Annotated in this window: 18 protein-coding genes; 3 read left to right on the top strand and 15 right to left on the bottom strand. The window is 73.9% G+C overall.

Annotation, left to right across the window (positions count from 1 at the left end):
• Position 1: 1 nt before the first annotated feature.
• A complete protein-coding gene (gene pdhA, locus ACIP4O_RS26720) occupies positions 2-1,345 on the bottom strand; it encodes a pyruvate dehydrogenase (acetyl-transferring) E1 component subunit alpha (RefSeq protein ID WP_401578251.1) in 1,344 nt (447 codons plus the stop codon).
• Positions 1,346-1,871: 526 nt separating this feature from the next.
• Positions 1,872-3,506 carry a protein kinase gene (locus ACIP4O_RS26715; RefSeq protein ID WP_401578249.1) on the bottom strand — a complete coding sequence of 545 codons (1,635 nt, stop codon included), beginning with the start codon at positions 3,504-3,506 and terminating at the stop codon, positions 1,872-1,874.
• A 372-nt stretch (positions 3,507-3,878) separates the two neighbouring features.
• Between ACIP4O_RS26715 and ACIP4O_RS26710 the strand changes: the two genes are divergently transcribed.
• Complete coding sequence (locus tag ACIP4O_RS26710; protein WP_401578247.1) at positions 3,879-5,702, top strand: protein kinase; 1,824 nt, start codon at positions 3,879-3,881, stop codon at positions 5,700-5,702.
• 241 nt (positions 5,703-5,943) lie between these two features.
• On the opposite strand, the gene ACIP4O_RS26705 is transcribed toward ACIP4O_RS26710, so the two are convergent.
• From ACIP4O_RS26705 to pdhA (ACIP4O_RS26665), 9 genes are all read right to left on the bottom strand, one after another.
• The gene (locus ACIP4O_RS26705; RefSeq protein ID WP_401578245.1) at positions 5,944-6,480 is read right to left on the bottom strand and encodes a bacterial proteasome activator family protein; all 537 of its coding nucleotides are present in this window, start codon (positions 6,478-6,480) and stop codon (positions 5,944-5,946) included.
• Positions 6,481-6,801: 321 nt separating this feature from the next.
• Positions 6,802-6,957: a hypothetical protein gene (locus tag ACIP4O_RS26700; protein WP_401578243.1), complete on the bottom strand. Its 156-nt coding sequence runs from the start codon at positions 6,955-6,957 to the stop codon at positions 6,802-6,804.
• Between the two features lie 1,975 nt (positions 6,958-8,932).
• Complete coding sequence (locus tag ACIP4O_RS26695; RefSeq protein ID WP_401578241.1) at positions 8,933-9,913, bottom strand: NAD(P)H-quinone oxidoreductase; 981 nt, start codon at positions 9,911-9,913, stop codon at positions 8,933-8,935.
• A gap of 599 nt (positions 9,914-10,512) precedes the next feature.
• Positions 10,513-11,625: a potassium channel family protein gene (locus tag ACIP4O_RS26690; protein WP_401578239.1), complete on the bottom strand. Its 1,113-nt coding sequence runs from the start codon at positions 11,623-11,625 to the stop codon at positions 10,513-10,515.
• 102 nt (positions 11,626-11,727) lie between these two features.
• Positions 11,728-13,488, bottom strand: coding sequence for a molybdopterin molybdotransferase MoeA (locus tag ACIP4O_RS26685; RefSeq protein WP_401578237.1), 1,761 nt, complete (start codon positions 13,486-13,488; stop codon positions 11,728-11,730).
• Positions 13,485-14,342, bottom strand: a complete 858-nt coding sequence (locus ACIP4O_RS26680) for a DUF6457 domain-containing protein (protein WP_401578235.1) — start codon at positions 14,340-14,342, stop codon at positions 13,485-13,487. Before ACIP4O_RS26680 ends, ACIP4O_RS26685 begins: the two co-directional genes overlap by 4 nt.
• Positions 14,343-14,686: 344 nt before the next feature.
• A complete protein-coding gene (locus ACIP4O_RS26675) occupies positions 14,687-16,114 on the bottom strand; it encodes a dihydrolipoamide acetyltransferase family protein (protein WP_401578233.1) in 1,428 nt (475 codons plus the stop codon).
• A complete protein-coding gene (locus tag ACIP4O_RS26670) occupies positions 16,114-17,148 on the bottom strand; it encodes an alpha-ketoacid dehydrogenase subunit beta (protein ID WP_401578231.1) in 1,035 nt (344 codons plus the stop codon). Before ACIP4O_RS26670 ends, ACIP4O_RS26675 begins: the two co-directional genes overlap by 1 nt.
• Positions 17,145-18,407, bottom strand: a complete 1,263-nt coding sequence (gene pdhA / locus ACIP4O_RS26665) for a pyruvate dehydrogenase (acetyl-transferring) E1 component subunit alpha (RefSeq protein ID WP_401578229.1) — start codon at positions 18,405-18,407, stop codon at positions 17,145-17,147. Before pdhA (ACIP4O_RS26665) ends, ACIP4O_RS26670 begins: the two co-directional genes overlap by 4 nt.
• Positions 18,408-19,071: 664 nt before the next feature.
• Here pdhA (ACIP4O_RS26665) and ACIP4O_RS26660 point away from each other — a divergent pair.
• Positions 19,072-19,692 carry an Lrp/AsnC family transcriptional regulator gene (locus ACIP4O_RS26660; RefSeq protein WP_401578497.1) on the top strand — a complete coding sequence of 207 codons (621 nt, stop codon included), beginning with the start codon at positions 19,072-19,074 and terminating at the stop codon, positions 19,690-19,692.
• A gap of 131 nt (positions 19,693-19,823) precedes the next feature.
• On the top strand, positions 19,824-20,441 hold the full coding sequence (locus ACIP4O_RS26655) for a TetR/AcrR family transcriptional regulator (RefSeq protein ID WP_401578227.1): 618 nt from the start codon (positions 19,824-19,826) through the stop codon (positions 20,439-20,441).
• A gap of 82 nt (positions 20,442-20,523) precedes the next feature.
• Here ACIP4O_RS26655 and ACIP4O_RS26650 read toward each other — a convergent pair whose 3' ends face one another.
• The 4 genes from ACIP4O_RS26650 to ACIP4O_RS26635 are packed head-to-tail and all read right to left on the bottom strand — an operon-like array spanning position 20,524 to position 23,929.
• Positions 20,524-21,324 (bottom strand): TrmH family RNA methyltransferase, encoded by an 801-nt coding sequence (locus ACIP4O_RS26650; protein ID WP_401578496.1) that lies wholly within the window; start codon positions 21,322-21,324, stop codon positions 20,524-20,526.
• A gap of 1 nt (position 21,325) precedes the next feature.
• Positions 21,326-22,687, bottom strand: coding sequence for an HTTM domain-containing protein (locus ACIP4O_RS26645; RefSeq protein ID WP_401578225.1), 1,362 nt, complete (start codon positions 22,685-22,687; stop codon positions 21,326-21,328).
• Positions 22,684-23,562, bottom strand: a complete 879-nt coding sequence (locus ACIP4O_RS26640) for a DUF5819 family protein (RefSeq protein WP_401578223.1) — start codon at positions 23,560-23,562, stop codon at positions 22,684-22,686. Before ACIP4O_RS26640 ends, ACIP4O_RS26645 begins: the two co-directional genes overlap by 4 nt.
• Positions 23,563-23,584: 22 nt before the next feature.
• A complete protein-coding gene (locus tag ACIP4O_RS26635; RefSeq protein WP_007824431.1) occupies positions 23,585-23,929 on the bottom strand; it encodes a rhodanese-like domain-containing protein in 345 nt (114 codons plus the stop codon).
• Between the last annotated feature and the right edge of the window lie 88 nt (positions 23,930-24,017).

Below are 24,017 nucleotides of genomic sequence, written 5' to 3'. Positions count from 1 at the left end.
GTCACTCGCCCTCTCCGGCCGAGACGTCCGCGAAGGACGCCTGGTACTCCTCGAACTGCGCGCGCTCCTCGTCCACGAGGGAGCTTCCGTCCGCGTAGGCGTTCTCGAAGATCGCCAGGCGGTCGGGGTCCGGCATGGCACGGATCGCCTCGCGCACGTTGCGCCCCATCGCCTCGCTCTCCTCTTCGAGCGAGGCGAAGAACGCCTCGTCGGCGAGGCCCTCGGCGAGCAGGTGGGCGCGCAGCCGCTCGATGGGGTCCTTCGCCTCCCACGCCTGCCGCTCGTCGTCCGTGCGGTAGCGGGTGGGGTCGTCGGAGGTCGTGTGGGCGCCCATGCGGTACGTGAACGCCTCGACGAGCATCGGGCCCTGGCCGGAGCGGATGTGCGCGAGCGCGGCACGGGTCACGGCGAGGACGGCGAGGACGTCGTTGCCGTCGACGCGGACGCCGGGGAAGCCGTAGCCCCTGGCGCGCTGGTAGAGCGGGACGCGCGTCTGGCGCTCGGTGGGCTCGGAGATGGCCCACTGGTTGTTCTGGCAGAAGAACAGCGTCGGCGCGTTGTACACGGCCGAGAAGGTGAACGCCTCGGCCACGTCGCCCTGGCTGGAGGCGCCGTCACCGAAGTACGCGACGACGGCCGAGTCGGCCCCGTCGAGGCCGATGCCCATCGCGTAGCCGGTCGCGTGCAGGGCCTGGGAGCCGATCACGATCGTGTAGAGGTGGAAGTTGTTGCTCGTGGGGTCCCAGCCGCCGTTGTTCACGCCGCGGAACATGCCGAGGAGGAGGGTCGGGTCCACGCCCCTGCACCAGGCGACGCCGTGCTCGCGGTAGGTGGGGAAGACGTAGTCGTCGGGGCGCAGCGCGCGGCCCGAGCCGATCTGCGCGGCCTCCTGGCCGAGCAGCGAGGGCCACAGGCCCAGCTCGCCCTGGCGCTGGAGGCTCGTGGCCTCGCTGTCGAAACGGCGCGTGAGGACCATGTCGCGGTAGAAACCGCGCAGCTCGTCGGCCGTGATGTCCTCGACCCAGCGGTCGTACTCCGGATGGGGGACGCGGACGCCCTCCGGGGTGAGGAGCTGGACCAGCTCGGGCTCGTCGGCAGAGGTGGCGGGGGCGGCCGCGGCGGGGGCCGTCTTCGCCGGGGTCGCCTTGGCCTTGCGGGTCGCGGCGGACGTCTTGGCCGCCGGGCCTGCCGTCTTGGCCGCTGAGGTGGGCGTCTTGGCCGCTGAGGTGGGCGTCTTGGCCGCTGAGCCGCGGCGGGCGGGGGCCTTGGCGGCGCTCTTGGCCGGGCTGGCGCTCTTCGCCGGGGCGGGCGCCGCGGCTCGCGCCGGCGCCTTCTTGGCAGTCACGTGTGTTCCTCCGTCGGTCCGGCTCCCGGGATCTGCCGGAAGCTGGGTATCCCTCCGTCTCCTGGGACGGAGAGGGAAGGCGCCTGCTCCCCTCCCGCGCACGGGGTGGGTGCGGCTCGGCCGGGAACAGGCGTGACAAGTGCCCCGGTGAGCCCCTGCAACATGCACGTTACCCAGTGCGGCAATACTCCGCGAACCCCCACTGACCTGCAATTTTGCTTGGATTTCCAAGTAAATCGAGAAGGCCGGGAAGGGCTTCGCCCGCAATTCCTGGTCACAGCCTCGCAGGGGGCCGGAACACCGGCACGTTAACCCGCGCACCCGGGGCGCGGGAAGAGCCAATGTGACCGGCGGCGCACCGGCTGCGCGGGGGGCGGAGGTGTGTGAAACTGCCGTCGCGAGAGGGGAACGGACATATCGGCCGTGTTTCCGTGGCGCGAGGTTCGCGATGTTTCACGTGAAACATCGCGAAAGGGCCGGTCCGATCGGGGATCGGTCCGGCCCTCGCGGTCGTCGGGGGTGCGGCTCAGCCCTGCTGCCCGGTGGTGGGCTCGCCCTCACCGGGGTTGCCGGTGTTCGTACCACCGGTCTCCCCGCCGCCCTGGTCGCCGTCGTCGCCGGGATCGGTCGGCTGGGACTGCTCGCCGCCCGGGTCCTGGCTGTTCTCACTGCCGCCGGTTTCGGTGCCCCCGCCGCCCTGGGTATTGCTCGGCTGCGGGTCGCCGCCGCCCCCGGGGGCCTCGTCGGTCATGCTCGGCGTGGGCTGGGACTGCTGGTTCCCGCCGCCGCTCGGCTGGTTCTGCCCCCAGCCGTTGCCGCTGCCCGTACCGCTGCCGGTCTCCGTGTCGCCGCCCTGGTCCTCCTCGGCCGACTCGGAGGGCTCGGTGCTCTTCTTCTCCTTCTTCTCCGTCTGCGAGACGGTGGGCTGCGGCTTCTTGTCCGTGTCGCCGGAGGTGCCGCTGCCGAAGTTGTTCATCGCGACGGCGACGCCGACGACGATCGCGACGACGGCGAGCGCGGCGATGACGTAGAGGCGCGTCCGGCTGCCGCCGCGCCGGGGGCCGCCCCCGCCCTCGTACCCGCCGTCGTCCTCACCGAGCGGACGCAGCATCGGCTGCTGCGGGATCTGCGCCGTGCCGCTGCCGAAAGGCATGGTCGCGGGGCCCGCCTGGGGCGTGCCGAACGCGGCCACGTCCACGTGGCCGGTGTTCCAGCTGCCGGTGAACGCACCCTGCTCGTGGAGCATTTGCAGCGCGTACTGGACGAGCCCGCTCATCTCCTCGGCGCTCTGGAACCGGTCGTCCGGCTCCTTCGCGAGCGCGCGCAGGACGAGCCCGTCCAGCTCGGGCGGGCAGTTCTCCGCCATCTGCGAGGGCGGCACGGGCGGGTCCTGCACGTGCTGGTAGACCACCGAGAGCGGGGTCTCGCCGGTGAACGGCGGACGCGAGGCGAGGAGTTCGTACAGGAGGCAGCCGGTCGCGTAGAGGTCGCTGCGGTGGTCGACGGCCTTGCCGAGCGCCTGCTCGGGGGAGAGGTACTGCGGGGTGCCCATGACCATGCCGGTCTGCGTCATCGTGGACTGCGCCCCGTGCAGCGCGCGGGCGATGCCGAAGTCCATGACCTTGACGGCGCCCGAGTTCGTGATGATGACGTTCGCCGGCTTGATGTCGCGGTGCACGATGCCGTGCTGGTGCGAGTAGGCGAGCGCGTCGAGGACGCCGGAGACGATGATCAGGGCCTGGTCGGCGGTCGGCGCCTCCGCGCTGAGCAGCAGCTCACGGATCGTACGGCCCTCGACCAGCTCCATGACGATGTACGGGACGACGTTGCCGCCGACCGTGTCCTCGCCCGAGTCGTAGACCGCGACGACCGCGTGGTGGTTGAGCCCGGCGACGGACTGCGCCTCGCGCGTGAACCGGGCCTTGGAGACCGGGTCTTCGGCGAGGTCGGCGCGCAGCAGCTTGACCGCGACGGTGCGGCCGAGGCGTACGTCCTCGGCGGCCCACACCTCCGCCATGCCGCCCCGTCCGAGCCGGTGGGTCAGCCGGTAGCGGCCATCGCCGACCAGTCCTCCGTTACCGAAGGACTCGGGGGCGTCCGACAGGGGGCCGCCAGTCGCCTCCGGGTCGGACGGGCCCTGGGCGCGCTGCGTCTGTGCCATCGGTCCTCGCCGTCGTTTCTGTCCCGCGGTCCGTGCGGGGGTTGTTACGGTCCTCCATCGCCACGCTACAGCCTCACGGGGGCCCCGCGGTCCGGGACGGAACGGCCATCCGGCCCGCCACGCGGCAGGCCGGGCATATTCCCTGGCCGCGCGGGTGTGCGCCGCGTCACGCCCGTCCCGCCCTCGTACCGCGTACGGTCACGACTCGGGCACCTCGCTTGACCTTCCCGTGCCCTGGGGCAGACTTGGCCGGGACCGGTCAAGGATCATCGCACGCGGCCGGAGCACACACGGACGGCCGGGAGGCCGGGACGCGCCCCGAGCGGCACGGGGACAGCGGGGACGGCGGGACGGCCGGGGATGGCGGGGGACATGGGCCAGGACGACGACGCGCGCGACCGGGACACGGCGAACGGCGAGGAGACGCGCGACCGGTACACCGGGAAAACCGTGGCGGGCGGCCGGTACCGGCTGGAGGAACTGCTCGGGGCCGGCGGCATGGCGTCCGTCCACCTCGCGTACGACTCCGCGCTCGACCGCCGGGTCGCGATCAAGACCCTCCACACCGACCTCGGCCGCGAACCCGCCTTCCGCGAGCGTTTCCGCCGCGAGGCCCAGGCGGTCGCGAAGCTCGCCCACCCGCACATCGTCTCGGTCTTCGACACCGGTGAGGACCAGCTCGACGGTGCGACGACTCCGTACATCGTCATGGAGTACATCGAGGGCGAGCCCCTCGGCACGCTCTTCGAGCAGGACGTACGGGCGCACGGGGCGATGCCCGCGCAGCGCGCGCTGAAGATCACCGGGGACGTGCTCGCGGCCCTGGAGCTGAGCCACGAGATGGGGCTCGTGCACCGCGACATCAAGCCGGGCAACGTCATGGTGAACCGGCGCGGCGTCGTGAAGGTGATGGACTTCGGCATCGCGCGCGCCATCCAGTCCGGTGTCACGTCGATGACGCAGACCGGGATGGTCGTCGGCACCCCGCAGTACCTCTCCCCCGAGCAGGCGCTGGGCCGTCCCGTGGACGCGCGCAGCGACATCTACTCGGTCGGCGTCATGCTCTTCCAGCTGCTGACCGGCCGGCTCCCCTTCGACGCCGACTCGCCCTTCGCGATCGCCTACGCGCACGTCCAGGAGCCCCCGCCCGTCCCCTCGACGCTCAACAGCGCGCTCCCCCCGGCGATCGACGCGCTCATCGCCCGCGCCCTGCGCAAGAACCCCGCCGAGCGCTTCCCGCACGCGGAGGCGATGCGGGAGGAGTGCGAGCGGGTGGCGGGGGCGCTGGCGGGGGCGGCGCCGAGTGTGGGGAAGGCGGCGGGTGCGGGGGGCATCGGCGGTGCGGGGGGCCTGGGCGGTGCGGGGGGCGCTTTGGGCGGGGATGGCCATGAGGGTGTGGGTGGCCATGGGGGTGCGGGTGCTGGGCAGGGGGTGAGCGGGCAGGCGGGGCAGGCGGGGCAGGTGATTTTTCCGCCCGTACCGCAGCAGGGCTTTCCGCCGGCTCCGCGGCCGCAGGCGTACGGCACGCCGCCGCCCGCGTACGGCTCGGCGCAGGGCGGCCACCAGAGCCCGCCGCCGAACCCGTACGGGCAGACGCCGCCGTACGGGAACGGGGGCGCCGCGTACGGCGGCGCGCCCTCCTACGGGCAGGGCTCGGGCGCGTACGGCTATCCGCAGGCCGGTGCGGTGGGGGCCGCGCACGACGGGGGCGGCTCGGGGCCGGGGGGCACGGGCGGGGGCGGCCCGACGCCCAAGAAGAAGGGGCGGCGGACGGTCCTCACGATCGCGGTAGCCGCGCTCGTCCTCGTGGGCGGGGGGCTGTGGATCGCGTTCGGGCCCGATGACAAGCAGGACGAGCCCGATCGCAAGCCGGTGGCCGAGGAGTCCGGCGCGCACCCGCCCGGCTACCGCAGCCCCGAGACGGACCGGACGTTGGACCCCGACAAGTGCGTCACCCGCACGCCGCTGTCCTGGGCCCCGGACAAGGTGATGGTGCCGGACGTCCAGTACAAGTACCTGAAGTCGGCGGAGGCGTGCCTGAGCGCGGGTGGCTGGAAGTGGACGGTCGAGAGGGTCGACGACAACACCTTCGGCGACGGCACGGTGATCAGCCAGAAGCCCGATCCGAACAAGGAGGTCGACAAGAAGGACAAGCCGTCGATCACCCTGCGGGTCTCGACGGGGAACCCGGCCTGAGGCGGGGGGCTGTCAGGCGGGGGCTGTTCGGGGGCGGGGGATTTGTTGGTGCGGGGCGAGGGCGTGCCGGTGCGGGGCGAGGGCGTGCCGGTGCGGGGCGGTCGGTTGTTGGCCGGGGGTGGGCGGACGGGTTGTGGCCGCGTACGGCGAAGGGCGGCGCCGGAGGTCTGTCGTCCGGTCGCCGCCCTTCCTCGCTTCGCCGGTGGGTCGTGACTGACGGTCCCGGCGTCCCCGCTCCTGGTCAGAGGTAGGGGCCGCCCGTACGGCCGCCGCCGAGGTCGCTCTCGTCCCCGCCGCTACCGGGCGGCAGCGCCCGCCGCATCTGCTCCAGCTGGGCGCGGGCGGCCATCTGCTGGGCGAAGAGCGTCGTCTGGATGCCGTGGAAGAGACCTTCCAGCCAGCCCACGAGCTGCGCCTGCGCGATCCGCAGCTCGGCATCGCTCGGCGTGACGTCGTCGGTGAAGGGGAGCGAGATCCGCTCCAGCTCCTCCACGAGCTCCGGGGCGAGCCCGTCCTCCAGCTCCTTGACCGAGCTGGCGTGGATCTCCCGCAGCCGGGCCCGGCTCGCCTCGTCGAGAGGCGCGGCCCGCACCTCCTCCAGCAACTGCTTGATCATGCTGCCGATCCGCATGACCTTGGCGGGCTGGGCGACCATCTCGGTGATCGGGGTCTCGCCCGACTCGTCATCCACACCCCCACCGCCGAGCGCCATCCCCTCCTGCCCGACGACCAGGACCTGCGGCTGCTCCTGCGACCGTTCGTTCCTCGGGATCTCCATACGCCCATTCTGTCGCACGGCCGGGGATTGCTTGAAGGCAGTCGGGGACGGGGGGAGTGGGAGGGGGCGGGGCGGGGCTTCGGTACGGGGGCGGTGGGCTGGAGGCGGGGGTGGTGCTCGTACGGGGGCGGGGGGCGGTGTGGCGTACGGGGGGTGGGGCGTGGCGTGCGGGGGGTGGGGGACGGAGGGGGACGCGTCGTGCGGCTGGCGGGCGGGGGCGGGACGGGGGTGCGGGCGTCGTACGGGGAGCGCGGGCGTCCCGTACGGCGTACGGCTTCAGGCGCGGCGTGCGGCGTGCGACGTCGAGCGCGGCGCGGAACGTCAGACGCGGCGCAGGCGGAAGGCGAGGAGGGCGGTCGCGAGACCGCAGCCCAGGCAGATGAGTCCGCCGCCCAGGACGAGACGGCTGCGCCCGTCCGTGAGGAACCCCGTACCTCCCGGGCCCACGGTGCGGGGGACCTCCTCGGTGAGGGGCATCTCCTCGACGGCAGCCTCCTCCGTCTCACGCGCCCCTGCGGGAGGCCTCGGGAGTGGGGTGAGGGGCGCCTGACCGGATAGCGGCACCGCCGAGGGTGCGAGCGGGAGTACCGGCGGGGGAGCCGGAGCGGCGAAGGAGGCGGCGGGGTGACGTGGCGCCGTCGACCGCGCTTCGTGCCCCGTACGGGAGGGGGACGCCTTCGTACGGGAGGGCGGAACGCTCGCGCCTGGTCCGGCCGCACCGCCCCCGGGCGGGGCGGTGGCAGCGGAGGGGCCGGAACTCCCGGGACGCGGCGGGTGGCCGGGCGGGGAGGCGGTGGTGGCCGGGGCTGCGGGGAGGGGAGGTAGGGGGAGGGCCGGGAACGGGGCCAGGAGTTCGGCGCCGGGAAGCGCGGGAGCCTCGCGCGGGCCGGCAGTGCCGCTCGGGTCGGGGGCGAGGGCCGGGGCGGATGAGCGAGGGGTGCCGCTACGGGAGGGGCCCGGGTGTTCGGGGGGTGGTGCGGAGGCGGAGATGTGGCTCTGCGGCACTCCGTAGCCGGTGAGGGGACGGGGAAGCTGGACGAAGGGGAGGAGGGGCGAAGGGGATGCCTTGCCACGCGAGACCTCACGCGGAACCCGCCCCGTCGCATACGCGAGCCCGTCCGGCAGCAGAAGGACCAGGACAAGGACCACAAGAAACACCACCAACGCGGCGGGAGCCGTCACCGCACGCAACCCAGCGGTCATCTCGTCCCTCCCACGAAGCCCCATTCCACGTGACCAGCCTCACACGCCCCACCCGGACCGGCGAGCGGGAGCGTGGGGGCGCACAGGTGAGAGGGGGAGAGGGGCAGGGGTGGGGAGGGGGAGGAGCTGGGGGCATGGCGCGAGCACCGGGAGGCGCCAGGGGCGGGACGGAGATGGAGAACGAGGGGGAGTGACGGGGGGGCGGACGCAGTGCGTGCTGTCCGGGTGCGTAGTGCCGGGCGGGCACCGTTGGTCTGGAGTCGTCGACGCGTGTACTGGCCGGGGCGGATGGTGTGAGCGCGTACGTGTGCTGGCCGAGCGCCGGTGGCGTGGTGGTGGGCGAGTGGCGTGCGGTGCGAGCTGACTGGGCGCCGGTGGGGTGAGGGTGCTGACTGGGCGCCGCTGGGGTGGGCGCGCTCGCTGGTGGCGTGAGCGTGCTGACCGGACGTCGGTGGTGTGTGCGTGTGCTGGCCGGGGCTGGTGTCGCCTGTCCTGGCCCGGCGCCGGTTATCCGAGTGGGTACTGCCCCCGGCAGTGGGTTGACCCGCGTGCTGACCGAGCGCCAGTCGGCCGGGCGCGGATCGCCCATCCACCGGCGGGCCCGCACGTGCCGCCCACGCGCCAGTGGGTCTGCGCGCATGCTGAGCGGCCTTCCCCGCACTGGTCGTCCGGCCACGTACTGCCCCCACCGATGGGCCCGGGCGTGTACCGGCCGCGCGCCGGTGTTCCGGGCGCGTGCTGCCCGCCCGCCGGCCCTCCGCGCGTACCAGGACTCGGAGAGCCGGACTCCGCCCGCGAGGCACCAGGCATCCGTCCACCAGCCGTCCCGCGCCGGATCGGCCTCGTGCCAGATCGGCGCGCCAAAGCGGCGTCGTGCACATCGGCCTCGTGCCAGATCGGCGTGGAGCAGGACGGCAGGGGGCCGACGGCGCACGGGCGGCGCGCCTGGCCCAACACAGACCCCCACCCACCCGGGGGGCTCCCCTGTAACCATCCTTTCAGGCCCACAAGCACCCCCACCCCCATCCCCCCAAATCTGTGGATAACTCCGTGAAACCCGCGACGCCGCTCACTCCGAAGAGTGAGCGGCGTAACGAATTCACCGAACTTATCCACAGATTCGGCGCTTTGAGCTTCTTCGCACCCAAAGCGCCGGAATCGCGGAGCAGACTTGTGAGCACACCGAGTTCCCGGCGCGCGGGGGTTCGCGGGTGCCGGCCGGCCCACCACGGTCGCGCGCCCGCGGGGTTCAGCCCGTCGTCAGCAGGACCTTGCCGATATGGGTGCTCTCGTCGAGGACACGGTGTCCGGTCGCCGCTTCGCTCATGGGAACGCGGCGGTCGACGATCGGCTTGACCGCACCGGAGGAAAGGAGAGGCCACACGTGTTCGCGTACCGCCGCCACCACCGCGGCCTTCTCCGCCGCCGGACGGGCGCGCAGAGACGTCGCGGTGACCGCGGCGCGCTTGTTCATCAGTGCGGCGAGGTTCAGTTCGCCCTTTACCCCGCCCTGCATACCGATGATCGCGAGGCGGCCGCTCGTGGCCAGTGCCTGGATGTTGCGGTCCAGGTACTTCGCGCCCATGTTGTCCAGGATCACGTCGGCGCCGTGCCCCTCCGTCGCCTTCCCCAACTCGGCGACGAAGTCCTGCTCGCGGTAGTTGATGAGGATGTCGGCCCCGAGTTCGCGGCAGCGCTCCAGCTTCGCGGCCGTGCCCGCCGTCACCGCGACGCGCGCGTCCACCGCCTTGGCGAGCTGGATCGCCATCGTCCCGATGCCGCTCGAACCGCCGTGCACCAGAAGGGTTTCCCCGGGTCGCAGCCCGGCGACCATGAACACGTTCGACCAGACCGTGCACACCACCTCCGGCAGCGCCGCCGCCTCGACCAGATCGACACCGGCGGGCACCGGGAGGAGCTGGCCTGCCGGTACGGCGACCTTCTCTGCGTAGCCACCGCCGCCGAGAAGCGCGCAGACCTCGTCGCCCACGCCCCAGCCGGATACGCCCGAGCCGAGTTCGGTGATCCGGCCGGAGACCTCCAGGCCGGGGTACGGGGACGCGCCGGGCGGCGGGTCGTAGAAGCCCTGGCGCTGGAGGAGGTCGGCGCGGTTCACCGCGCTCGCCGCCACCTCGACCAACACCTCGCCGGGCGCCGGACGGGGATCTTCGACCTCGGACCAGAGGAGCACGTCCGGTCCACCGGGTTCGGAAATCGTGATCGCATGCATGCTCGCGAGGCTACTCGCCGGTCCCGGCCCACCCCGAGGACCCGCCGACCGCTCCCCGCGACGACCCGTCTCCGCAGGGCCTACGCCTCTCCCCCGCGCGCGCCGAGCCTGCGGCCCGTCCGAACGTCGGCCTTCCGTACGTCGGCGTTCCGTACACCGGCGTTCCGTACGCCGGGGCCGACGTCCGCCCGGACGGGACCGCGCGGCCCACCAGCCCAGCGCCGCACCACCGGCCGGGCGCGGCCGGAGTCCCTACCGGACGACGGCCGCGCCATGCCCGGTGGTCGAGCACGTACGCCCCTGACCCCGAGCAGCCGATCCCCCGTCCGCACCAGTCAAGCCGAACGGAAGCCCACGACCGTCACCGCTGCCCCGCCCCCCGCCCGCGCAGTGCCCGCCCGTCCTTGCCTCCCGCCGGTCAGGCGGCCCGCCTGTCGGGCGTCCCGCAGGGAGCCGGCCGTCCCTCCTCCGCCGACCAGTCCGGCTGCCTGTCGAGCGCGCCGCAGGCGACCGTCCGTGCCGCCGCGACCCGTGGTCGGGTGGCGGCCCCGGCCGAGCGCTCCCCGGTCGTCGGCTGGGTTCCCGCCCGTCCATCCCGCTCAGGCCGGGTGTCCTCGCAGCGGTCGGGTGTCGCGGACGGAACGGGGGTCCGGGCCTGCGCGGACGATGGTGATGAGGCGGTCCGTGGCCTGGAGGGTGCCGACCGCGGGGTCGTCGTAGCCGAGGACCCGGTGGCCGCGCACGACGCTGACCACGAGGTCGTCCGTCTCGCGCGGGCCGCGCCCGATCTCGGCCTTTATGACCGGTCGTTCGACAAGATCGAGGCCCGTGCCCTGCTGGATGAGGTCCTCCATCACCGTGCCGGCACTCGGGCTGAGGACCGAGAGTCCGAGAAGGCGGCCCGCCGCGCTGGCGCTCGTGATGACCGCGTCGGCGCCGGACTGCCGCAGCAGCGGCGCGTTCTCCTCCTCGCGCACGGCCGCGACGATGTGCGCGCCCCGATTGAGCTGGCGTGCCGTCAGAGCCACGAGGACGGCGGTGTCATCGCGCTGGGTGGCGATGATGATCTGCCGCGCCTTGTTCACCTCCGCGCGCGCCAGGACGTCGCTGCGCGTGGCGTCGCCCACGACACCCGCGAAGCCCTCGGCCGTGGCGAGTTCGATCACCTTCTCGCTGGGATCGACGACGACGACCTGTTGCGGGGTCAGAGACCCCGCGGTCAGGACGGTCTTGATCGCCGAGCGTCCCTTCGTGCCGAAGCCGACGACGACGGTGTGGTCCCTCAAGGCATTCCTCCAGCGGTGCAGCCGCCATTCCTCACGGGTTCTTTCCGTGAGGACCTCCAAGGTGGTCCCGACCAGGATGATCAGGAAGAGCACGCGCAGGGGCGTGACGACGAGGATATTGATCAGCCGCGCCGTGTCGCTCACCGGCACGATGTCGCCGTACCCGGTCGTGGAGAGCGTCACGGTGGCGTAGTAGAAGGCGTCGAGCAGATCGACCCTGTGGTCGGAGTTGTCCCCGTAGCCGTCGCGACCCGCGTACACCAGGAGTGCGGTGCCCACGAGCACCGCGAGCGCCATGGCGATGCGCTTGGCGACCTGACGGAACGGCTGCTCGACGACGCGGCGCGGCAGTTTGATGCGCGTGGCGACCAGTTGCTCACCCGCCTGACGCGCGATCGCGTCCTGTCCGGGCAGTTTCACGTGCATCCTCCATCAAGGCCCTGGTGATGTTTCACGTGAAACATCACCCTTCACACCGCACCGCGATGTTTCACGTGAAACATCGCGCTCGTCCATCTGGGCCATGTTTCACGTGAAACATCCGCCCACTCGTGGTAGGTCGAGCACCTCCACGGTGGTTCCGGCCTCGGCCCCGCCCGGAGGGACGACCGCGAGACTGTCGGCATTCGCGATTCCGCGCAACATCGCGGGCCCGTTGTAGCGCAGGAGACACAGCTTCCCCCCATGAACGCGGACCGGCAGGAGCCGGGTGTCCCGAGGGTGGCCCTCCGCTCTCTCGGCGAGTGGCAGGACGGTACGGGGAAGTGCGTCACGGCCCGCGAGGACGGCGAGCAGCGGGGCGGCGAGCGTCAGCAGTCCGGCGACGGCCGCGAGCGGATTGCCCGGCAGGCCCACGAGATGCTGGCCCGGCGCGGTCGCCGCGAGCAACATCGGGTGCCCCGGCCGGACCGCGACGCCGTCGACGAGGAGGTCGGCGCCGAGCCGGGAGAGGACGGGGCGGACATGGTCGACGGGGCCCGCCGCCGTACCGCCCGTCGTGAGGACGAGGTCCGCTTCCGAGGCTGCGAGTGCTGCGGCGAGACGGTCCTCCTCGTCGCGCAGGCGGTGCACGCCGAGGACGCGGGTGCCGAGCGCTTCGAGCCAGGCGGGGAGCATCGGGCCGAGTGCGTCACGGATCAGGCCGTCGGCGGGGATACCCCGGCCGAGGAGTTCGTCGCCGAGGACGAAGACTTCCGCGGTGGGGCGGGGGTGGGCGCGTACGGCGTCGTAACCGGCGGCGGCGGCGAGTCCGAGTACCGGGGCGGTCACCACCGTGCCCTGATCGACAAGGACGTCGCCCGTGCGGCACTCCTGTCCGCGCGGGCGGATGTCCTCGCCCTGCGCGAGCGGGCGGAGAGCGTGCAGACGCGTGCCGTCCGCCGCCATTTCACCGTGCTCGCTGCGGAGCACGGCGGTCGCCCCGGCGGGGACCCGTGCGCCTGTCGCCACGGGCACGGCGGCCCCGTCATCGAGACGCTCCCAGGCGCCCGTGAGCTGGTGCCCCGCCAGCGCCCGCGCTCCGGGGAGCAGGCGCCAGGGTCCCGGTCCCGCGACGGCCCATCCGTCCATGGCGGAGGTGTCGAAGGAAGGGAGGTCGGTGAGGGCGGTGAGCGGTTCCGCGAGGGCGAGGCCGCGTGCCTGCTCCAGCGGCAGGAGCGGTACGGGTCGGGCAGCCGTGCGCGCCACCGTCTCGCGTGCCGCCCGGAGCGCCACCTCGCGCGCCTCCTCCCAGGTCCGCACGGCGGCGGACGGCGCGCGGGAGGAGGAAGCGGGACGGTGGCGCGAGGTGTCGTCGCAAGACGCGCCGGCCTCGTGCGGCGGTACGGGTCCGGCCTCGCGCCGCGCGCCCCTTGTCGGGGTGTCGTCCGTCCCCGCCTCGGCCGCCGGTCCGTCCACGGTCCACGCGTCCTCGATCGCGGTCCATGCGACGCCGGTCCCGGCTCCCGCCCCGCTGGTTCCGTCCTCCGCGTCGTAGGCGGCGGCCCAGTCGTACGCCTCGCGGGGCTTCTCCGGGTCGCCCTCCTCGGTGGCGGGACCGGCGTTCCCGGCGGGAGCCGGGCGCGGGTGGGGTGTCGACGCGTGGGCGCGGGCGAGGGCGAGTGCCTGGTCGAACTCGGCGTCGTAGGCGGCCTCGATCGCGTCGGCGGCGTTCGCCGGGGAGGCGGTGGAACCGGCGGGGGCGACCCCTGCCTCCTCGGCCGCTCCCGGGTCCGGCTGCGGGTCGGGGCGCGAGTCCGGCTGCGGGTCCGGCCGCGGGGGCCGCGGGTTCGTACCGCCTGGGGCGCTCACTTCGCCTCAGCCGCCCACCGCTGGGCGAGAGCCTCCGCCTTGCGCGCCGCTTCGGCGACGGCCTCGGGACCGCCCTCGGCCTTGCCCGCCGCGTAGCCGACGAGGAAGGTCGTGAGTGGCGCCGCCGGGCGGTCGACGCCATGCGCCGCTTCGCGTGCGAGGTCGAGCAGCAGACGTACGTCCACGTCGAGGGTGATGCCGAGTTCGGCCTTGACCGCGGTAATCCATTCATCCAGCACGTGGCCATGCTCCCTGATCCGGTCCTGGGCGGCGGCGAGGTCCTCCCAGGTGTCGCAGTCGAAGGAGACGCGCTCCTCATCGGGCACCCGGACGAGGTCCAGCGGGCCGAGCAGCCGCCGCAGGGGCAGCCCACCGGTTCTCACCTGCCCGCCGTCCCCGTTCGCCAGTCCACCGGCAGCACTTTCCGGTCCGCTCCGCAGGCGTTCCAGTCCCTCGCGCAGCGGAGCGGTGCGGTAGACGGCGGTGAGGTACTGCTCGCGGCCGTCGGTGTCGACGTAGAGGGCGCCGTCCTTCGCGGGGTCCGCGTCGAGCGCGGCGTGCAGGCGGGCGAGGGCGGCGGGGGTGAGGAAGGGAAGGTCCGCGGAGAGCAGGCTCAGGCGCGCGGTGGTGACGTGGGCCACCCCCGCGTCGAGCGCGGCGAGCGGCCCGCCGCCCGGCGGCTCCTCGCGCGCCCACACGACAGGCCGCGCGACGGGACGCGGTGCCGCGACGACGACGGTCGTACGGGCTCCCGCGCACGCCGCGAGCACCCGGTCGATGAGCGTCCGGCCGCCGAGCCGCAGCCCCGGCTTGTCCGCGCCCCCGAGGCGCCGCGCCCCGCCTCCGGCGAGCACGACGGCGTCGTACGCCCCGGAAGCGTCCCCCGCCGCGCCCTCACGTGGCCCGCGCGAGGAAGCGTCCCCCGCCGCGCCCTCACGTGGCCCGCGCGCCTCCGCCGACGCTCCACCCGAGCCCGTACCGGGACCACGCGGCCGCACGCCTGGAGCGCGGACCCCGTCCCGGCTCGTCCCGGCGCCCGTCCGGTCTTCCCGTGCCGTCGCCACTTCGCCACCGCTCCTGTTCCAGCGCCCCGCCGCCATCCCCATGCCCGCAGTATGCGCGGGCACGGTGGACGGGACGGGGAGCGGGCGTGCCGTGATGTTTCACGTGAAACATCACGGCACGAGACCTCGATGGGTCAGAGAGTGCGCAGAAGGAGGGCGGGGTGTTCGACGCAGTCGGCGACATAGCGGAGGAAGCCGCCCGCGACGCCGCCGTCGCACACGCGGTGATCGAAGGTGAGCGAGAGCTGGACGACCTGGCGGACTGCGAGTTCGCCCTCGTGGACCCACGGCTTCGGCGTGATGCGGCCGATGCCGAGCATCGCGGCCTCCGGGTGGTTGATGATCGGGGTCGATCCGTCCACGCCGAAGACGCCGTAATTGTTGAGCGTGAAGGTCCCGCCGGTGAGCTGCGCCGGGGTCAGCCGTCCGTCGCGCGCGGTGCGGGTCAGGGCGGCGAGCCCGGCCGAGAGCTGTTCGGCGTTCTGGCCCTGGACCTCGCGCAGCACCGGTACGACGAGGCCGCGTTCGGTCTGCGCCGCGAAGCCGAGGTGGACGGACTTCAGCCGCACGATCTCCTGGTTGACCGTGTCCACGCGCGAGTTCAGCTCGGGGAAACGGGCGAGCGCGGCGCTCGTGATGCGGGCGAAGAGCGCGAGGACGGAGATCTTCTCACCGCCTGCCGCGTTCATCGCCGCACGGGCGGCGAGGAGTCCGGTGGCGTCGGCGTCGACCCAGCACGTCGCGTCGGGGATCTCGGTGCGGCTGCGCGAGAGCTTCTCCGCCGCCGCACCGCGCATCCCGCGCAGGGGCACGCGTTCCCCGGCGGCGTCCGGCACGGGCTCCGCCGAGGCGGGAGTACGGGCCGAATCGGCGACCGCGCGCTCGATGTCGGCCCGCACGATGAGGCCCTCGGGGCCGCTGCCACTGAGGGCGCGCAGGTCGATGCCGTTGTCCCTGGCGAGTTTGCGCACGAGCGGCGAGATGACGGGCACGGGGCCCTCGGCCACATCGGCCGGCACGGCGACGGCCGGCACGGCCGCGGCGGGCTCGGGCGCCGCCGGGGCGGGGGCCTCGGCCTCGCGGACCCGTACCGTCGGCGCGGTCGTCGCACTCGTACGGACCCTGCGACGCCGCACCGCGGTCGCCGTGCCGGTGCCGTAGCCGACGAGTACGTTCCCGGAGCCGCCGTCGTCGGCGGAGGCGGTGTCGGCGGCAGCGGTGTCGGGCGCCTCGGAGGATGCTGCGGAGGACGCGGAACCGGCGGACGCGGCGCCCGCCCCCGTACCGGCGGCGAGACCGGGCCCCGTGCCGCCTTCCCCCTCCACGGCAATGCTCACGAGCGGCGCGCCGACCGGCAGGGACTGGCCCTCGTCGCCGTGGCGCGCGGTGACGACGCCGCCGTGCGGGCAGGGGACCTCGACCATCGCCTTGGCGGTCTCGACCTCCACAACGGGCTGGTCGATCGCGACGGTGTCTCCGATCTCCACGAGCCACGTGACGATCTGTGCTTCCGTCAGCCCCTCACCGAGATCCGGCAGGGCGAACTCCAGGACCTGCGGCATCAGCGTTCAGCCTCCCACTGCAAGCGCGCGACGGCGTCGAGAATGCGGTCCACACCAGGAAGATGGTGCCGCTCCAGCATGGGGGGCGGGAAGGGGATGTCGAAACCCGTGACGCGCAGTACGGGCGCCTCCAGGTGGTGGAAGCAGCGCTCGGTGACGCGCGCGGCGATCTCGCCGCCGGGCCCCGCGAAGCCCTGCGCCTCGTGGACGACGACGGCGCGGCCCGTGCGGCGCACGGAGGCGGTGACGGTCTCGTCGTCGAAAGGCACGAGCGAGCGCAGGTCGACGACCTCCAGGTCCCAGCCCTCTGCGACGGCGGCCTCGGCGGCCTCCAGGCAGACGGGCAGCGAGGGACCGTACGTGAGCAGCGTCGCGCTGCGGCCGGGGCGGCGCACGACGGCGCGCCCGATGGGTTCGACCGGCTCGGGGCTCTCGGGCGACCAGTCGGCCTTCGACCAGTAGAGGCGCTTCGGCTCCATGACGACGACCGGGTCGTCCGACGCGATCGCGGCGCGAAGCAGACCGTAGGCGTCGGCGACGGTCGCGGGCGTGACGACGTGCAGGCCGGGGGTCGCCATGTAGTAGATCTCGGAGGAGTCGCTGTGGTGCTCGACACCGCCGATGCCGCCGCCGTACGGGATGCGGATCGTGAGCGGGAGCGGGAGACGACCGCCGGTGCGGTTGCGCATCTTCGCTACGTGGCTGACGACCTGCTCGAAGGCCGGGTAGGCGAAGGCGTCGAACTGCATCTCGACGACGGGCCGCAGCCCGTACATCGCCATGCCGACCGCCGCGCCGAGGATGCCGGCCTCGGCGAGCGGTGTGTCGAGGCAGCGCTGATCGCCGAACTCGGCCGCCAGGCCGTCGGTGATGCGGAAGACGCCGCCCAGCGTGCCGACGTCCTCACCGAGCACGTGCACCGCGGGGTCCTCGGTCATCGCGTCGCGCAAGGCGCGGTTGAGCGCGGCGGCCATCGTGGTGGGCTTGGGCGCCACCGTCGTGGGCGTGCTGGTGACCGTCGTGGCGGTCGTCATCGGCCGCTCTCCCGTCCTTCGTCGTGCGCGGTGCCCGTGCGACCCGCGTCGTGGGCGGCGCCCGTGCCCTGGGCCTCCGCCTCCGCCTCGCGTTCCGCGCGCAGTTGTTCCGCCTGCTCGGCGAGGTGCGTGGTCGGCGTGGCGTAGACGTGGGCGAAGAGTTCCCCGGGACGCAGGTCCGCGTCCGCGTTGAGGCGGGCACGGAGCCCGGCGGCGAACTCCTCGGCGCGCTCGCGCTCCGCGTCGATCGCGTCCTCGTCGAGGATGCCGAGCGCGAGCAGCTCGCGCTCCAGGAGCCGCACCGGATCGTGCGCGCGCCAGGCCTCGACCTCCTCCGGCTCGCGGTAGCGGGTCGCGTCGTCGGCGTTGGTGTGCGCGTCGAGGCGGTACGTGACGGCCTCGACGAGCGTGGGCCCGCCCCCCGTACGAGCCCGCCGCACGGCCTCGCCGAGCACCTCGTGGAGGGCGAGCACGTCGTTGCCGTCGACGAGCCGGCCCGGCATTCCGTAACCCACGGCCTTGTGGGCGAGCGAGGGCGCGGCGGTCTGCTTGTCGAGGGGCACGGAGATCGCGTAGCCGTTGTTCTGCACGAGGAAGACGACGGGCGCCTGCCAGACGGCGGCGAAGTTGAGCGCCTCGTGGAAGTCGCCCTCGCTCGTGCCACCGTCGCCGCACATCGCGAGCGCCACGACGTCGTCGCCGCGCAGCCGGGCGGCGTGCGCGAGGCCCACCGCGTGCGGCAGGTGCGTGGCGAGCGGCGTGGACAGGGGCGCGACGCGGGTCGCGTGCGGGTCGTAGCCGGTGTGCTTGTCGCCACGCAGGAGCGTCAGGGTCTCCAGCGGGTCGACGCCGCGCGCGACGACCGCGAGGGTGTCGCGGTAGCTCGGGAAGAGCCAGTCCTGGTCCTGGAGCACGAGCGCCGCAGCGATCTCGGCGGCCTCCTGCCCCGTGGTCGAGGGGTAGACGGCGAGCCGCCCCTGCCGGGTGAGGGCCGTGGCCTGCGCGTTGTAGCGGCGGCCGCGCACCAGCTCGGCGTACAGGCGGCGCAGCAGCGCGGGGTCGGCCGCGGCGGCCGGGGACTTCTTCGGTGCCGCCTTGGAGCGCCGGACCCCGGGCTTGGCGGGCGCGGCGGCCACGCCGAGGAGCCGGTAGGGCTCGGCATCGGGAAGCAGGGGGGCCGGGTCGGTGCGGGGCCGCCAGTGCGGGGGCGGGGCGGGGTGGGGCGCGTCTCTCTGCCCCTGACGCTCGACGACCGTCATGTCCGGCACCTCCTTGTGAGAACACCACTCGTGGGAAAGCAGGGCGGGGCGGGTCGGCCTGTGACCCGCTTCACCTCCTGATGGTGCGAGGATCAGCGCATTTTGGCCACAGGCGACCCGGGCCTGTGGACAATCTGCGCCATACGGCGTCTGATGATGACCAGGCGTCCATGACGCGCCGTTCGCCACCGGCCCCGCCTGAACGAATGGCCGCGCCACTCCCACCCGTCCCACGGCAGCGCGGGGGGCACGGATCGACAGGCGAGTGCGGGAGGGTAGGAACAAGTAAGCGAGAACCACGTACGAGCCGGGCGGCCCTGAGCGCCGGGGCGGAGCCCGCGGCACGGGCGCGGTGGCCGGTTCGCGCGCGGCGGTACGGGTCCCGCACAGCGGAACGGCCCACGGCACAGCGGTACGCGTGCGGGCCGACGCGTACCCGGGGCGCCACGGCCACGAGCCGGCCCGGCGCCGTACGCGGTGGCACGTGGGCACGGCAGCGACGACAGCGGCAGGACGACAGGGCACGGGGCGGGACATGACACGACGGGAACGAACCGACGACAGCAGGCCCGGCGAGCAGGGCCGCGCGGCCGGGCACGCCCGCCCGCGCCACGAGGCGGCACCGCAGGCCGAGGCGCGCCCGCGCGAGGTCCCACCGCCCCGGCTGCGTCCCTCGGCGTCCCGCACAGCCGCGGGCGGCGCGGCGGGCGCGGCGGGCGCATCCGGTACGGCGGCCGCGGCCGGTACGGCCGAGCGCGGCTCCGCTCCCCCGCCTGCCGCGCGCCCCCGCGAGCCGCGTCCGCTCGACGCGGTGGACCACGACATCCTGCGCATCCTCCAGGCGGACGGGCGCGCCTCGATCCGCTCGGTCGCCGAGCAGGTGCACGTCTCGCGCGCGAACGCGTACGCGCGCATCAACCGCCTCGTCGAGGACGGCGTGATCCTCGGCTTCGGCGCCCGCGTCCACCACGAACGCGCGGGCCAGGGCGCTTCCGCCTACTTGACGCTGCGCATCGTGCAGAACTCCTGGCGCACCGTGCACCGCCAGCTGCGCGCGCTGCCGGGGGTCTCGCACATCGCGCTCGTCTCGGGCGACTTCGACGTCCTGGTCCTCGTGCACTCGCCGGACAACCGGGCCCTGCGCGAGCTCGTCCTCACCCGTCTCCAGGCGATCCCCGAGATCCTCAGTACCCGTACGCTGCTGGTCTTCGAGGAGGAAGAAGTGGGCCAGGGTCCCGAATCCTCGGCGGCGCCGGAGCACCCGGCGGACCACCCGGCCCGCTGACCGCTCCCGGCGGGGGCGTCCGGCGGGGACTTCCGGCCTGGGCAACGCGGCGCGGCGGCGTTAGAGTGACCGAACGATCGGTCGGCACGAAGGAGAGCCGCTGAGCCCTCCCCTGAACGGTGGTCCTGATCATGACGGCTGCGGTCAAGCGCGATGCCTACACGCCGGAATCCCTCCTCTCCGTCGCCGTGGGCGTCTTCAACGACCGCGGGTACGACGGCACCTCGATGGAGCACCTGGCGCGGGCCGCCGGGATCTCGAAATCCTCGATCTACCACCACGTCTCCAGCAAGGAGGAGCTGCTGCGCAGGGCCGTGAGCCGCGCCCTCGACGGCCTCTTCGGGGTGCTCGACGAGGAGGGCGCGCGCTCGGGCACGGCGACGGAGCGCCTGGAGTACGTCGTCCGGGGCACGGTCGCGCTCCTGGTCGCCGAGCTTCCGTACGTGACGCTGCTCCTGCGGGTGCGCGGCAACACGGACGCGGAGCGCTGGGCGATGGAACGCCGCCGCGACTTCGACCACCGCCTCGCCGACCTCGTGCAGGCCGCCGTCGCGGAGGGCGGACTGCGCGCGGACCTCAGCCCGCGGCTCGCGACGCGCCTCCTCTACGGCATGATCAACTCCATCGTCGAGTGGTACCGCCCGGCGAACGGCGGGGACGCGGACGCCCGCGAGCAGGAACGGGAGCGCGCGCAGGACCTCGCGGACGCCGTACTCCACCTGGCCTTCGACGGTCTGCGGCCCCGCTGAGACCGGGGCTCTGGAGCCGCTCAGCCCGGAGCCGTTCGGCCCGAGCCGCTCAGCCCCGGTTCCGCCTCGGCCGGGCCCCGCTTCATGGTCGTCCCGCGCCGAGTGACCAGTGGTAGAGGGTCATGCCCACGCTCGTCGCGAGGTTGTAGCTGGAGACCTGCGGGCGCATGGGAAGCGCGACGAGGCGGTCGGCTCGCTCCCGTACCGCCGCCGTCAGCCCGTGCCGCTCGGAGCCGAAGGCGAGCAGCGCGTCGTCGGGGACCCGCAGGCCGCGCAGGTCCTCGCCCTCCGCGTCGAAGGCCCACAGCGGCCCCGGTGGCAGCTCGGGCACCGTACGGCGCGCGACAGGCGTCGCGAAGTGGAGTCCGGCCCCCGCGCGGACCACGGCGGGGTGCCAGGGATCGAGGTCGCCCGTCGTCACGACGCCGCTCGCGCCGAAACCGGCCGCGAGCCGGATCACCGCGCCCGCGTTGCCGAGGTTGCGGGGCTCGTCGAGGACCAGGAGCGGGCTCGTACGGGGCCCGGCGAACGCGGGCACGGGTGGTCGCCCCGCGAGCGCGGCGACGCCGGTGGGGTGCGGACGTGGCACGAGCGAGCGGTAGAGGGCCGCGGGGACGGGGACGAGCAGTTCGGCGAGGCGTGGCACGAGGTCGGGGGCCAGCTCCTCGGCGAGGGCGAGCGCCGCCGCACGGTCCTCGGCGATCGCGAGCGGCACGTCCGCGCCGAAGCGCAGGGCGTGCTTCAGCGCGTGGAAGCCGTCGAGGAGCACGACGGCGATCCCTTCCAGACCGGCCGTGAGCGCGTGCCAGCGCCCGGCCGCCTCCCGGGCGGCGGCCTCCCTCGCGGCCTCGTCGGCCGCCTCGTACTCACGCATGCCGTGCACCCTACGGGGCGGCACTGACACTCCCCGTTTCCGGCCGTACGGGAGCCTCGCGATCGGCCGTGCGTCTCGTGGCCGTACGGGCCCGGCGGCGGCCTCCGCGACGTGTCACCCGGCGCGCCCCGCGCCTCGCCCGGCGTGCCCCGCGCTCCACCGCGCGCAGGAAGCCGGTCGGCAGGAAGACCGCGTCGGCGGCGAGCATCGCGAGGGAGAAGAAGGGGAGCCCGAGGAGGAAGGCGATCCCGAGGTGCTCGGCGGCCAGCACGATGATCAGAACATTCTTGGCCCGGCGATTCAGGAGCGAGAACGGGAACGCGACCTGCGCGAAGACCGTTCCGTAGGTCAGGAGGGCGATCAGGGTGCCGTGGGCGGCGAGGGCGTGGGAGAGCGCCGGCCAGGGCGAGAAGGAGTCGAGTTCGAGGGGGTAGTAGACAGCGGTGCCGTCCTGCCAGCGGCTCCCCTGGATCTTGTACCAACCGGCGGTGGCGTAGACGAGGCAGGTCTCCGCCATGATGATCAGCAGCCCGGCGTGGTGCAGGAGGTTGCCGAGGACGTCGGCGAGCGCGCGAGTCTCGCCGAGCGGGTGGCGTTCGAGGAACCACCAGGTGCCGAGGGCCGCCCAGGTGACCGTGAGGGCGAGCGTCCAGCCGGGGGTGAGGCGGTCGCTCAGCCAGGCGGCGAGCAGCCCGGCACCGAGCAGGCCCCACAGCCAGGGGCCCGCGCGGTCGGGGCGGCCGAGGGCGCGGCGGCGGGCGTCGAGCGACCACGCCTGCCCGCAACGGGTCAGGCACAGATAGAGGGCGAGCAGGTGGAGGAGGTTGTCACCGCCGTCGCCGACGAAGACCGAACGGTTCTGGAGCGAGAGCACGGTCAGCGCGAAGAGCACGGACATCGTCCGCGTGCGCCAGCCGAGCACGAGCAGAAAGGAGACGAGCAGGGCGAGCACGTACACGCAGGTGAACCACGCCTCGCTCCGTGACCACAGCAGGGCGGTGAAGGCCCCGTTGCCGGAGACGAGCCGCCGCGCGAGGTCCCAGCCCCACGCGCTGCCGGGCCCGTACAGCTCCGCGCGGTGCGGCCACTCCCGCAGCAGGTAGACGCCCCACGTCCCGGCGGCCCCGATGCGTACGGCGGCCAGTTGCCGGGCGCCGAGCGTCGAGCCGGTGACCCGCGCGACGGCGGTGCCGAGTGCCGCGCGGGCGGCGGCGAAGCGGGACGGGCGTCGTCCCGCGTCGGTGGCGGGGGCGCGGGGCCGGGGGACGGCGGCGGGCCTCGGTGTCGCCCGCGGGGTGGGCTGGGTCTCCGGTGTGCCCTCCGGCCGGGTGGGCTCGGTCTTCGGTGTGCCCTCCGGCGTGGGCCGGGTCATCGGTGGGCCTCCGACCAGTCGAGGGTGCGGTAGGCGGGGCGGGTGCCGAGCTTCTCGCCGCTCCAGGGCGGGGGCGGTACGGGGGTGATCCGGGCCCGTACCCGTATCCGGGTCAGCTCGGCGCCGGGGCCGCCCGCGCCCGCGCGTTCCAGGCGCTGGGTCGCGAGGCGGGTGAGGTACGCGGCCGACAGTTCGCCCCGGTTGCCGAGGGGGGTCCCGTCGTTGTCGTGCGAGGAGGCGTAGAGGTCCCAGGCGCGGCGCAGGACGTTCTGCCGGGTGTGGCTCGGCAGCAGCGCACCGTGCAGCGCGGCGCCGTCGCGCGCGGACAGGTCGTACCAGCCGGTCACGAAGCTGGTGCCGTCCGCCCGCAGGCCGCTCGCGCGCGCCTGCACGGCGGTGTTCTGCTGGATCGGGTTGGGCGCGAACAGCTTCCAGTTCTGTTCGAACTCCGGGTAGATCCAGGCGTTCACGGCCTTCGCCCGCTGTGTGCCGACCGTGTTCGCCGGGGCGACGTGGAGGAAGAGGAACGAGAGATGCAGCCCGGTGAGGACGAGCACGACGGCGAGCGCGAGCGCGCCGAGGAGGCGGAAGGGGAGGGAGAGCGCGGCGAGCCCGGCGGAGGGGGCGGGGTCCGCGGCGGGGGCCGTCTGCGGTACGGCGCTCGGGGCGGGGGCGGTGCCCGGCGCGGGGGGAGTGCCCGGCGTGGAGGCGGTGTACGGCGCGGGGGGAGTGCCCGGCGTGGAGGCGGCGTACGGCGCGGGGGCGCGCGCCCGGTCCGTATCGCGGGAGTCCTGTGCGTCCGCGGCCGGTGCGCCATCGGCCGCCGCGCCGTCGTCGCCTAGGGCGTCGTCCGCCGTGCCGTCGTCCGCACTCATCCCTTCCCGCCCCACCGCCCGCTCACATGACGAAGCCGGCGGCGCCCTTGTCGTCGACGACGGGCTTGCCCGCGGCTTCCCACGCCTGCATGCCGCCCTCGACGTTGACGGCGTCGATGCCTTGCTGGGCGAGGTACATCGTGACCTGGGCCGAACGGCCGCCGGAGCGGCAGATGACGTTGACCGTGCCGTCCTGCGGGGCGGCCTCGGTGACTTCGCCGTAGCGCGCGACGAAGTCGCTCATCGGGATGTGCAGGGCGCCCTCGATGTGACCCGCCTGCCATTCGTCGTCCTCACGGACGTCGAGGAGGAAGTCGTCGGCCTTCAGCTCGCCGACACCGACACTGGGCAGAGATCCGAAATGCATGGCTGAGACGCTACCCGACCCGGCCGCCGCCGGACGCGGGGTCGTCCCCCGAGCTGCCCGCGTCCGCCGCGTCGGCGACGTCCGCGGG

It is taken from the genome of Streptomyces sp. NPDC088923 (assembly GCF_044749745.1).
Taxonomy (GTDB): domain Bacteria; phylum Actinomycetota; class Actinomycetes; order Streptomycetales; family Streptomycetaceae; genus Streptomyces.
This window is presented reverse-complemented; position numbering and strand designations above follow the sequence as displayed.